This window comes from Azospirillum sp. TSH64, from assembly GCF_003116035.1.
Classification (GTDB): domain Bacteria; phylum Pseudomonadota; class Alphaproteobacteria; order Azospirillales; family Azospirillaceae; genus Azospirillum.
Genome location: NZ_LGQW01000015.1, coordinates 2,374,560 through 2,386,123, shown reverse-complemented (window position 1 = coordinate 2,386,123; position 11,564 = coordinate 2,374,560). Strand labels below are relative to the sequence as shown.

General features: G+C 66.2%; 12 protein-coding genes and 2 pseudogenes. 7 read left to right on the top strand and 7 right to left on the bottom strand.

Annotated elements, in window-relative coordinates; genetic code table 11:
• The 5 genes and pseudogenes from TSH64_RS12330 to TSH64_RS12310 all read right to left on the bottom strand — a co-directional run.
• Window positions 1-612: pseudogene (locus TSH64_RS12330) on the bottom strand (electron transfer flavoprotein subunit alpha/FixB family protein); the annotation flags it as partial.
• A 16-nt stretch (window positions 613-628) separates the two neighbouring features.
• On the bottom strand, window positions 629-1,378 hold the full coding sequence (locus tag TSH64_RS12325; protein WP_109445350.1) for an electron transfer flavoprotein subunit beta/FixA family protein: 750 nt from the start codon (window positions 1,376-1,378) through the stop codon (window positions 629-631).
• 39 nt (window positions 1,379-1,417) lie between these two features.
• Window positions 1,418-1,948 (bottom strand): thioesterase family protein, encoded by a 531-nt coding sequence (locus tag TSH64_RS12320; protein ID WP_109445349.1) that lies wholly within the window; start codon window positions 1,946-1,948, stop codon window positions 1,418-1,420.
• A gap of 135 nt (window positions 1,949-2,083) precedes the next feature.
• Window positions 2,084-2,476, bottom strand: coding sequence for a MerR family DNA-binding transcriptional regulator (locus TSH64_RS12315; protein ID WP_109445348.1), 393 nt, complete (start codon window positions 2,474-2,476; stop codon window positions 2,084-2,086).
• A 126-nt stretch (window positions 2,477-2,602) separates the two neighbouring features.
• A complete protein-coding gene (locus tag TSH64_RS12310) occupies window positions 2,603-4,348 on the bottom strand; it encodes a long-chain fatty acid--CoA ligase (RefSeq protein WP_109445347.1) in 1,746 nt (581 codons plus the stop codon).
• A gap of 170 nt (window positions 4,349-4,518) precedes the next feature.
• On the opposite strand from TSH64_RS12310, the gene TSH64_RS12305 reads away from it, so the two are divergent.
• The 3 genes from TSH64_RS12305 to TSH64_RS12295 are packed head-to-tail and all read left to right on the top strand — an operon-like array spanning window position 4,519 to window position 5,833.
• Window positions 4,519-4,821, top strand: coding sequence for an SCP2 sterol-binding domain-containing protein (locus TSH64_RS12305; RefSeq protein WP_109445346.1), 303 nt, complete (start codon window positions 4,519-4,521; stop codon window positions 4,819-4,821).
• Between the two features lie 46 nt (window positions 4,822-4,867).
• Entirely contained in the window at window positions 4,868-5,527 is a 660-nt protein-coding gene (locus TSH64_RS12300; protein WP_109445345.1) for a DUF6134 family protein, read from the top strand.
• 21 nt (window positions 5,528-5,548) lie between these two features.
• Window positions 5,549-5,833: a DUF1488 domain-containing protein gene (locus TSH64_RS12295; RefSeq protein WP_109445344.1), complete on the top strand. Its 285-nt coding sequence runs from the start codon at window positions 5,549-5,551 to the stop codon at window positions 5,831-5,833.
• A 24-nt stretch (window positions 5,834-5,857) separates the two neighbouring features.
• On the opposite strand, the gene TSH64_RS12290 is transcribed toward TSH64_RS12295, so the two are convergent.
• Entirely contained in the window at window positions 5,858-6,349 is a 492-nt protein-coding gene (locus tag TSH64_RS12290) for a flavin reductase family protein (protein WP_109445343.1), read from the bottom strand.
• A 344-nt stretch (window positions 6,350-6,693) separates the two neighbouring features.
• On the opposite strand from TSH64_RS12290, the gene TSH64_RS12285 reads away from it, so the two are divergent.
• The 4 genes from TSH64_RS12285 to TSH64_RS12270 all read left to right on the top strand — a co-directional run bounded on the left by TSH64_RS12285 (window position 6,694) and on the right by TSH64_RS12270 (window position 11,295).
• Entirely contained in the window at window positions 6,694-7,830 is a 1,137-nt protein-coding gene (locus tag TSH64_RS12285) for a flagellar motor protein MotB (RefSeq protein WP_109445342.1), read from the top strand.
• Between the two features lie 288 nt (window positions 7,831-8,118).
• Window positions 8,119-9,501, top strand: coding sequence for a circularly permuted type 2 ATP-grasp protein (locus tag TSH64_RS12280; RefSeq protein WP_247872903.1), 1,383 nt, complete (start codon window positions 8,119-8,121; stop codon window positions 9,499-9,501).
• A complete protein-coding gene (locus tag TSH64_RS12275; RefSeq protein ID WP_109445340.1) occupies window positions 9,498-10,475 on the top strand; it encodes an alpha-E domain-containing protein in 978 nt (325 codons plus the stop codon). Before TSH64_RS12280 ends, TSH64_RS12275 begins: the two co-directional genes overlap by 4 nt.
• A 70-nt stretch (window positions 10,476-10,545) precedes the next feature.
• A complete protein-coding gene (locus TSH64_RS12270) occupies window positions 10,546-11,295 on the top strand; it encodes an arginyltransferase (RefSeq protein WP_109445339.1) in 750 nt (249 codons plus the stop codon).
• Between the two features lie 49 nt (window positions 11,296-11,344).
• Here the strand turns inward: TSH64_RS12270 and TSH64_RS12265 are convergent.
• A pseudogene (locus tag TSH64_RS12265) lies at window positions 11,345-11,564 on the bottom strand (methyl-accepting chemotaxis protein); the annotation flags it as partial.

Here is an 11,564-nt window from a genome sequence, read left to right as displayed (position 1 = left end):
CACCACCACGCGGGCGGATGTGAGTTCCGGACGCTCCGACTTGGTCAGCTCGGCCGAGACGAAGCTCGACAGCCCGGCCGCACCGGCACCCGCGATCTGCTCGACGGCGGCCGAACCGCCTTCGGATGCTGCGGTCTCGAAGGCGGTGGTGCGGACGGTGATCACCTTGACCGCATCGGCCGACTGCACGGTGGCGATCGCGTTGCCGGCGTAGATCGGCCGCTCGAACGTATCGGCGGAGACCACGGCGGTGATGTCGGAGATGGCGGCGACGTCCAGCAGTGCGGCGACGCGCGGCAGGAGGTTCTTGCCGACCGAGGTGGCGCCGGCCAGCACATGGCCGTAGCCAGTCTTGGTAACCGACACCACCAGCGGGGCGACGTCCTCCGGCAACTGGTGCTCGTAGGCGGCATCGTCGGCCAGCAGCACCTTGGCGACGCCGGCCACCTTGGCGGCGGCATCGGCGGCGGCCTGCGCGCCCTTGCCGGCGACCAGGATGTGGACATCGCCCCCAATTCCGCTGGCGATCTTGGATGCAGCGGTGACGGCGTTCAGGGTGGCGGGCTTCAGCGAGGCGCCGTCGTGGTCGGCGATGACGAGAATGTTGGCCATGGTCAGTTCATTCCCCTCAGATCACGCGGGCTTCGGTCTTGAGCTTGTCGACCAACGTGGCGACGTCCGGCACCTTGATGCCGGCCTGGCGCTTCGGCGGCTCCGTCACCTTCACCGTCTTCAGGCGCGGCGTGACGTCGACGCCCAGGCTGTCCGGCGTGACGGTCTCCAGCGGCTTCTTCTTCGCCTTCATGATGTTCGGCAGCGAGGCATAGCGCGGCTCGTTCAGGCGCAAATCGGCGGTGACCACCGCCGGCAGCTTGAGATTCACCGTCTCCAGCCCGCCGTCGATCTCGCGGGTCACGGCGACCGTGCCGTCACCGGCGGCGATCTTCGAGGCGAAGGTGCCCTGGCCCCAGCCGAGCAGCGCCGCCAGCATCTGGCCGGTCTGGTTGCAGTCGTCGTCGATGGCCTGCTTGCCGAGGATGACGAGGCCGGGGGCCTCCTTCTCGACCAGCGCCTTCAGCACCTTGGCGACGGCCAGCGGTTCGGTCGTCACGTCGGTCTGCACCAGGATGGCGCGGTCGGCGCCCATCGCCAGCGCCGTGCGCAGCGTCTCCTGGGCCTGGGCCGGGCCGACGGACACCACCACGATCTCGGTCGCCATTCCGGCTTCCTTGAGACGAACCGCCTCTTCGACGGCAATCTCGTCGAAGGGGTTCATCGAAAACTTCACGTTCGACGTCTCGACGCCGGACTGGTCGGTCTTCACCCGGATCTTGACGTTGTAGTCGACGACCCGCTTCACGGGCACCAGCACCTTCATGATGACGTGTCTCCTCTCGGATGGTGTTCTTGTTAAGGCTCATGCAACAGCGGACAGGACCTGTCCGCGCAAAGCCGCGACCGCATCGGGGAACGGCGGGGAGGCCGCCGTGGTGCCGAGTGCGGCCAGCACCTCGGCCGGGGCGACCACGCCGGTCGCGCCGACGAAAGCACCCTGGACGACGGCCAGCGCCGCCAGCCCGCCCCGCGTTTCCATGCGGTGTTCGATGAAGATGTATTTGTCGTCCCAGCACAGAACCCGGCTGACCAGGGTGAAGCGCTGGAACGGACGCAGCGAGCGGCGGTAGCGGATGGTCGCTCCGCCCAGCACCGGCTGCCAGCGGTTGCGCAGGATCGCCGGCCCCAGCCCGACCCGGATCATCAGGTCGGTGCGGCCCAGATCCATCACGCTGAAATAGCGCGCGTTGGTCATGTGCAGGTTGATGTCGAGGTCGGTCGGCCAGACCCGGAAGCGCAGCGCCGACGGATCCAGCAGCCCGGCGCGGCGGCCGCGCCATGCGGCGACAATGGCGGTGACGACAACCGTCAGCAGGCGGAAGATCAGGTTCATCCCCCGTCTCCCGTCCCGCCATTCGTCGCGCCCTTCACCCCGAGGGCATCGCAGGCCGCCCGCAGCCATTGCTGTCCCATCATGCTCCGATCCCCCTCATAGGGCCGACCGGAGCGCCCGGGGGCGCCCGGCCGGTCAGCTGTCCTTCACGGCGGACTTCTGCTCCGCCAGGGTGTTGTTGACCTGCTCTTCGATGTCGCGCAGTTCCTGCACGGTGGTTTCCAAGTCCTCGCGCTGCTGGGCGAGGTCCTTCAGCCGTTTCTGCACGCGCTTCAACAGGTTCTTCTGTTGCTCGACCCCGCCATTGACGTTGTAGAGGTCGAGATATTCGCGGATTTCCGCCAGCGAGAAGCCCAGGCGCTTGCCCCGCAGGATCAGCTTCAGCCTGGCGCGGTCGCGCTTCGTATAGACCCGGTTGTTGCCGACGCGGTTGGGCGCCAGCAGTCCCTTGACCTCGTAAAAGCGCAGGGCCCGCGGAGTGATGCCCAGCTCCTCCGCAAGCTGGTTGACCGTGTAGAGCTGTTCCATCCCTGGGAAGGCCTTTTTGTTCGTGTTCGGCACAGTGCGCCTTCCGTTTGGTAGCACAGCTGCCGTCGCGTGATAAGGCTTCCCTTTACGTCCATGTCATGGTGGCAACGCAGCTGGAAGTTGGGGTCATGCTCCGTTCGACAGGGCCTGTTGAGCCTCGGCGATCAGCTCCTTCTTCGACAGCTTGCCGACGGCGGTCTTGGGCAGCTCGTCGCGGAACTCGATGGCCGTCGGCATCTCGATGCGGGAGATCTTGTCGCGCAGGAAGTCGCGCAGCGCCTCAACCGTCATGCTGACGCCCGGCTTCAACTGCACGAAGGCCTTCGGCGTCTGGCCGCGATAATCATCGGGAAGGCCGATGACGCAGGCGGCAACGACGTCGGGATGCTGGTAGATCGCTTCCTCGATCACGCGCGGATAGACGTTGTAGCCGCTGCAGATGATCAGGTCCTTCAAGCGGTCGAGCAGGAAGACGTAGCCGTCCTCATCCATCGTCCCGACATCGCCGGTCAGCAGGAAGCCGTCGATCACGGTGCGGTCGCTCTCCTCCGCCCGGCCCCAATAGCCGGCCATCACGTTGGGGCCGGCAATCGCCACCTGGCCCTTCTCGCCGATGCCGAGCCTGCGGGTCGGGTCTTCCAGATCGCGGATCTCGATGGAGATGCCGGGCAGCGGCAGGCCGATGGACCCTTCCTTGTTGACGCCGCTCAGCGGGTTGGCGGCGCAGACCGGCGAGGCTTCCGACAGGCCGTAGCCTTCGATCAGCACGCAGCCGGTCGCCGTCTCGAACTGGCGCTTCAGTTCCATCGGCAGCGGCGCGCCGCCGGAGATGCAGTAGCGGATCGAGGTCATCGGATAGCGGGCGACCTGCGGGTGGCCCAGCAGCGCCTTGTACATGGTGGGCACGCCGGGGACGAGAGTCGGCTTGCGCTTGGCGATGGTCTTCAGGACCTGCTCGGTCTCGAACCGCGGCAGCATGATCAGTTCCGCACCGCAGGCCAGCCCCATGTTCATCACCACCGTCATGGCGAAGACATGGAAGAAGGGCAGCACGGCGAGCATGCGCTCCTGGCCCAGCGCCACGGTGGGGAACCAGGCCTGCACCTGCCGGGCGTTGGACAGCAGGTTGTGGTGGGTCAGCATCGCGCCCTTCGGCACGCCGGTGGTGCCGCCGGTGTATTGCAGCACGGCGACGTCGCGCAGCCCGTCGATGCGTACCGGACGCAGTTTGCCGTCATTGGCCAGCAGGCTGTTGAAGTCGACATGGCGGTCGTCGCGCGGCACGGCGGCAAGTTCGCCGCGCTTCAGCACGCTGAACAGCGCCTTCTTCACCGCCGGCAGGATGGTCGCCATGCGGCAGACGACGATGCGCTTCATCGGTGTGCGCGCCAGCATCGCGGCGACGCGCGGGTAGATCTGCTTCAGGTCCAGCGTCACCATGATCTCGGTCTGCGAGTCGGTGATCTGGTGCTCCAACTCCCGCTCGACATAGAGCGGGTTGTAGTTGACAACGGTCCCGCCGGCCTTCAGCACCGCGAAATAGGAGATGACGTAGGTTGGGCAGTTCGGCAGGCACAGGCCCACCCGCACCCCCGGCCCGACCCCCAGATCCTGGAAGCCGCGGGCGGCGCGGTTCACCAGATCCAGAACCTCGGCATAGCTGTAGCGGCGGCCCATGAAGTCCAGGCAGGGACGGTCGGCATAGCGCCCGGCCGCCTCCTCGAACAGCATGTACAGCGGCATCGGCGTGAACTGCTGGTCCCAGGCGATCCCGTTCGGATAGTGCGTCAGCCAGGGATGGGCGGCATCATCCGCGGCAACGGTTACGGCGGCGGTGGGCTGGTTGGCGCTCTGCGCAAGCGGCTCGGGCATGGTTCGCTCCCCTTGGCGGTGGCGCGTTCCGGATCACCTGGCAGCCTGCACCAAAAGGCGGCAAACGGGGCGGCGGGCGTCTGAAACGCTTTCGTTATGACGTTGACGTAAACGTAATGCGCGCCTACTGTCAAGGCCAGTCCTACGAACAATCCTGAGGGCACGCTTTCATGGTCGACGACATTCTGCAGGAACTGCGCAGCCGCAGCGGCGATCTGCGCTCGCTCAACGCCTCGGTCCGTTTCCTGCTGGGCAAGGAGGGCGAAGTGATCCGGGTCGATGGCCGTGCCAGCCCGATCAGCATCAGCCGCGAAGATGCCGACTCCGACTGCACCATCCGCATCTCGCCGGAGAACCTGCAGAAGCTGATCAACGGCAAGCTGAACCCGATGCTGGCCTTCACTATGGGCAAGCTGAAGGTCGAGGGCTCGATGGGCGTCGCGATGAAGCTGGCGCAGTTGCTGGACGACTGAGCAGGCCGGAAGAGCCGCCAGAAAGACCAACCGGGAGGAAACCCACATGACGACGATGCGCACCAGATGCGCCACCCTGTCGGCTGCCCTGATGGCGGCCACCTTGCTGACCGGCCTGCCGGGCTCCGCCTGCGCGCAGGGTGCGGCACGCACGCTGAATTACCAGATCCTGATGGGCGCGGATCCCATCGGCAGCGAGCAGGTGAAGATCGAGCCCCAGGGGGGCGACCGCACCAGGGTCACCGTCACCGCCACCACGCGGGTGAAGGTGCTGTTCATCAACTTCCGCTACGACCACAAGCGGGAGGAGATGTGGAAGGGCGCGGTGCTCGAATCGATGACCGCCACCACCGACGATGACGGCACGCCGCACAAGATCGAGATGGCGCGCGATGCCGGCGGCTATCGCCTGACGGTGGACGGCAAGGTCCAGCAGGTGCCGGCCGGCGTCCTGCCGCTGACCCTGTGGACGCCGGATGTGCTGAAGCACAGGGAGTTGCTGTCGGTGATCGATGCGGCGCCCTACAAGGTGGCGGCGCGCAAGGTCGGGGCGGAGACGGTGGAAGCCGGCGGCAAGGCGCTGGAGGCCGCCCATCACCGCATCGAGGGCGATGTGGAACGCGATCTTTGGTATGCGGCGGACGGCACGCTGCTGAAGACCCGCTTCAAACGCAGCGGCTATGATATCACCTATGTCCTGAAGTGATTCACGCCGATTGAGGACCCGATGCCCATCTTCCTGTTTCCCGACGACCCCATCTGGAACGAGGAGGCCGACGCCGTGGAATTTGCGGTGCAGGTCGGGGAGTATGAGGGCCGGGTCTTCGTCACCCGCCGCACCTTGCAGGGCATCGTCGGCCACACGCCCAAGCCGGACGAGGCGGTTCAGCAGGTCTGCATGAACCGCCCGCTGTTCGAGCGGGCGACGGAGCAGCGGATCATGTCCCGCGCGCTCGACCCCGACGCGAACATCCACCTCACCGGCCGCGACCTGCACCGCGCGGCGGGGTAGGTCGCGGCCGGCTGAGAAACGCGCTCAGCCCAGGCGGGCGTAGCGGCCGCGGAAATACAGCAGCGGGTCGCCGCTGTCGCGCGAGGTCAGCTTGCGGACGCGGCCCAGCACGATGACATGGTCGCCGCCGTCCAGCAGATGCTCGCGGTCGCATTCCAGCGTGGCGAGGCAACCGGTCAGCAGGCGCACGCCGCCGCGGCCGGTGGTCGTCTCCAGGCCGGTCCAGCGCTCCTGCAGGTCGCGGCGGGAGAAGCGGTTGGACAGCTCTTCCTGATCGGCGGCCAGGATGTTCACCGCGAAATGCGGAGCGAGCTTGAAAGCCTCGAAGGACATCGCGGCGCGGCCCAGGCAGAACTGCACCAGCGGCGGGTCGAGCGACACGGACGAGAAGGAATTCACCGTGACCCCCAGCGGCAGCCCGTCGGGCGCGATGGTCGTGATGACGGCGATCCCGGTCGCGAAGCAGCCGAGGGCGGAACGGAACGCAAGGGGATCGATCGGCTGGTCGGTGATCATGACGTCCTGTCGTGTGGGCCTGGATGGGGCAGGGTGGTGGAGCAGCGTGGGCGGGAGGGCCGGCGTGGGGCACACGCCTCCGGTGGCGGTGAAGGTGACACACAAGGTAGGAAATACCGGGAATTAATCCAGCACGTCACCCGGTGCAAGCCGCATCTCCACCTCACCTCCGTTGCATCTCCACGGCATCTCCGGCCCCGACAACGTCGTTAAACGGATCTTAATGAAACCCGGTCAGGGTTCTGCCGCAGTGGCCGGCCGCTGCTTTCACCGCGGCGCCGCGCCCAGAAATCGCATACGGGAAATCGGCCTTCGGGCTGTGAACCATTCGCCACGGCCAGGGCATGAGCGGGAATTCCGGCGGCGACGAGCGGCCGATCATCATCAAGAAGAAGAAGGGCGGGCACGGCGGCCACCATGGTGGCGCGTGGAAGGTGGCCTATGCCGACTTCGTCACCGCGATGATGGCCTTCTTCCTGCTGCTGTGGCTGCTGAACGTCACCACCTCGGACCAGCGCAAGGGCATCGCCGACTATTTCTCGCCGGTCTCGGTCAGCCGCGAGCAGTCCGGCTCCGGCGGCATGCTGGGCGGCAAGACCATAACCGTGCCGGGAGCGCAGGTCTCTCCCAGCTCGCCGATGTCGGCGGACGTGCCGGTGTCCGGGCCGCCGGGCTATTCGGCGCAGCAGACTGAGGATGCCGACGACCCGACCGAATCGACCTCCGGCCCCGGCCAGGGCACCGGTCCTGGCAAGTCGGCCAGCGGTGCGGCACCCGACGCCGACGTCGCCGACCAGAAGCCGAACGAAACCCGCGCCGAATTCCAGAAGCGGATGGAGGAGATGGCCAAGCAGTTGGGCATCCCCGGCCAGAAGCCCGGCGAAAAGCTGTCCGACTTCGGAGAGCGGGTGAAGGAGGCGATGGACAGCCTCCAGGGCGCCGCCAAGGAGGCCCGCCAGTTCCAGCAGGCCGCCACGGAGATCCGGCAGGCCATCCAGTCGGTGCCGGAACTGGAACCACTGGCGCAGAACCTGATGATAGACCAGACCCCGGAGGGGCTGCGCATCCAGATCGTCGATCAGGACCGCGTGTCGATGTTCCCCGGCGGTTCCGGCCAGATGTACCCGCAGACCCGCCAGCTGGTGCAGCAGGTGGCGAAGGCGCTGTCCAAGCTGCCAAACAAGCTGTCGATCAGCGGCCATACCGACAGTTCGCCGTTCCCCGCCGGCTCCGGCCGCGACAACTGGGATCTGTCGACCGAGCGGGCAAACGCCACCCGCCGCGCCTTGCTGGCCGGCGGCATCGATCCGACGCGAATCCAGGACGTCGTCGGCAAGGCCGACCGCGACCCGCTTGTCGCCGATCAGCCCAACAGCCCGCGCAACCGGCGCATCACCATGGTCCTGCTGCGCGAGACCCAGGCGGCGCCTTCGGCCGGCGGCCAGTCCGGCGGCGGCGGTGCCCCCACCAAAGCACGATAAGACTTCCGCACCGCCGGTACTTTGGCGCTAATTTCCGGAAGCGTTCGCGTCCGAATTCTTGCTTTGTCACTGCGTCGCACAACGGTACGCGCGTTTGCCCTGTTCAAAGCGCGCGGCGATGCGTCATACTTCCTGCACAATGCGACATGGCCGGGGCGATGCCGCCCGGCCCGCGATGATCGGTCAGATACAAGCGCGGGGGAGTCTGTGAGCGTACCCGAGGGCAAACCGTCCGACCTGTTGTCATCATACAATCCTGGCCTGTACTTCGACGAGTTGTTCGGAGCCATGGATTTGCCGGCCGAACATACGGCGCTCATCCGCCAAAGGCTGGCCGCACTCGATTTCGATGAACTGCGCCGCCGCGCGCAGGATGCGGAGCGGGAGCTTTACAATCTCGGCATCACATTCATCGTCTATTCCGACAAGGACGCCGTCGACCGCATCCTGCCGTTCGACGTCATCCCGCGGGTGATCTCCGCACCGGAATGGAAGCATCTGGAGGCGGGCGTCAAGCAGCGGGTCACCGCGCTGAACCTGTTCCTGCACGATATCTATCACGACCAGAAGATCCTGAAGGACGGGGTGATCCCCCGGGATCTGGTCGAAGGGAACCATAATTTCCGCCCGCAGATGATCGGGCTGGACGTTCCCTTCAACACCTACATCCACATCATGGGCACCGATCTGGTGCGCGACCGCCATGGCACCTTCCGCGTGCTGGAGGACAATGGCCGCGTTCCGTCCGGCGTCTCCTATGTCGTGGAGAACCGCCACATGATGCAGCGGGTCTTCCCCGACCTGATGCAGGACATCGGCATCCGGCCGGTGGACAATTACGGCCACAAGCTGCTGGACGCCATGGTGGAGATCGCGCCGGTCGACGATCCGCAGGTGGTCCTGCTGTCGCCGGGCACCTACAACTCCGCCTATTTCGAGCATATCTTCCTGGCGCGCGAGATGGGTGTGCCGCTGGTCGAGGGCCGCGACCTCGTGGTCGACAACGACCGCGTCTTCATGAAGACGACCAACGGCCTGGCCCCGGTCCATTCGATCTACCGCCGGCTGGACGATGCCTTCCTCGATCCCAAGGCCTTCAACCCCGACAGCCTGCTGGGCGTGCCCGGCATCCTGGAGGCCTACCGCAAGGGCAACGTCGCGCTGGCGAACGCCATCGGCACCGGCGTCGCCGACGACAAGGCGGTCTACTGCTACGTCCCGCGGATGATCAAATATTACCTGGACCAGGATCCGATCATCCCCAACGTCGACACCCGCATCTGCCGCGAGCCGGACGCCCTGCAATACACGCTCGACAATCTGGCCGATCTGGTGGTGAAGCCGGTGGGCGAGGCCGGTGGCTACGGCATCACCATCGGCCCGCGCGCCAGCAGGGCGGAACTGGAGGATTGCCGGGCCAAGCTGTTGGCCGATCCGTCCAACTACATCAGCCAGCCGGTCGTCGACCTGTCGGTGTGCCCGACCGTCTGCGACGACGCCATCGAACCGCGCCACGTCGATCTCCGCCCCTTCGCCATCACCGGCAAGAGCAGCTGGGTCCTGCCCGGCGGCCTGTCGCGCGTGGCGTTGAAGAAGGGCACGCTGATCGTCAATTCGTCCCAGGGCGGCGGCTCGAAGGACACCTGGGTTCTGGAAGGTGGTGCGGCATGAACCTGCTGTCCCGTTACGCCGAGTGCATTTTCTGGATGGCCCGTTACATGGAGCGGGCCGAGAATCTCGCTCGCATCCTCGACGTGCACGAGACCTTCGCGCGCGACACCCGCGGGGCCACCAACTGGTTCTCCATCGTCCAGCTGAACGCCGACGAGAAGGACTTCTTCAGCCGCCATGACCGCCCGACGGCGGAGGCGGTGATCCACTATTACATGTTCGATCCGCAGAACCGGAATTCGCTGCTGTCGATGCTGAGGATGGCCCGGGAAAACGCGCGGACGCTGCGCCCCTGGATCTCGACGGAGATGTGGACGCAGATCAACGTGTTCCACAACAAGCTGCTGGAGATGTCGGTCAAGGACGTGGCGACGCAGAACCTGTCCAAGGTCTGCACCTGGATCAAGGAAGAGTGCCAGACCCACACCGGCATCACCGAGGGCACTTTCTACCGCGACCAGGGCTGGTACTTCTATCAGATGGGCAAGTATATCGAGCGGGCGGACCAGACAACGCGCCTGCTCGACATCAAGTATCACACGCTGCTGCCGTCGCCGGTGGAGGTCGGTTCCACCCTGGACGTCAGCCAGTGGACGACGGTCCTGCGCTGCACCGCCGGCTATCACGCCTTCCGCCGGGTCTATCCCCGCGGCATGTCGCCGGCCACCGTCGCCGGCTTCATGCTGTTCAACGAGGGGTTCCCGCGCTCGGTGGTGATGTGCGTGCGGCAGATCGACGGCGTGCTGACGCGGATGCGCTCGCGCTACGATCTGCGTGGCGGGTCGGCGGCGATGGAGCGGGTGGACGAGTTGCTGGCCGCCCTGCTGTCCCGTCCGATCGATGCGGTGCTGCGCGACGGGCTGCACGAGTACCTCGACTGGATACAGCTGCAGCTGAGCGTCGTCACCACGGAGATCGCGCAAGCCTTCTTCGGCGTCCAGCCTCCTCTGGCAGTTCAGAGCCAGTCGCAGTAAGCTCGGGTCCGGCGGGGGAGCTTCGCGCTCCTCCGCCTCCTCGTCACCGTCGTGGTGGTTGTCGCTCAGAATGTCGGTCATCCAGCCGCCGCAGCGTCCATTGCAGCAATTCTTCCGGTCGGGGCCGATGCCCTGCCCCTATCTGCCCGGACGTGTGGAGCGCAAGCTGTTCACCCGCCTGATCGGTCCCTATGCGACCGAGGTGAACTCCACCCTGTCGCGGGCCGGCTTTCGCCGCAGCCACGACATCATCTATCGCCCGGTCTGCCCCAACTGCCAAGCCTGCGTGCCGGTGCGCGTGCCGGTCGCGGATTTCGTGCCGACGCGGTCGCAGCGCCGGGTGCTGAAGCTGAATGACGGGGTGACGCTGAGCGAAAGGCCGGCCTACGCCACGTCGGAGCAGTACCGGCTGTTCTCTCTGTACCAGAATTCCCGGCATGGCGACTCGGACATGGCCCGCATGGCGATGGGCGATTTCGCCGCCATGGTCGATGAGGGCAGGGCGGACACCAACCTGCTGGAGGCGCGCGACGAGCGTGGACAGCTGGTTGGCTGCATGCTGACCGATCGGCTGTCGGACGGCTATTCTGCGGTCTACAGCTTCTACGACGCGGCCCAGGATCGCCGCAGCCTGGGCACCTTCCTGATCCTGGGCCTGATCGAACGGGCGCGGCTGGCTGGCATGCCCTATGTCTACCTGGGCTATTGGATCGCCCACAGCCGCAAGATGGCCTACAAGGCGAAGTTCCACCCGCTGGAATGCCTGGGTGAGGATGGCTGGCGCCGAGTCGACATCGTGCCCGACGGTGACGCGGAGTAAGGACATCGCCGGCGTCCGTTTCGGCGGCGATGTCCTTTGACACCTGCCGTCAGGCGGCCTTGATGTCGCTCAGGAACTTTTCGACATCCCGGCGCATCAGTTCCGCCTGCTGGGACAGGTCACCGGCGGCGCTCAGCACCTGACCGGCAGCGTCGCCGGCCTCGCCTGCCGCCTGCGTCACCTGAACGATGCTGCCAGTCACATCCTGCGTCCCGGCTGCGGCCTGCTGGACGTTGCGGGAGATCTCGTTGGTCGCGGCACCCTGCTCC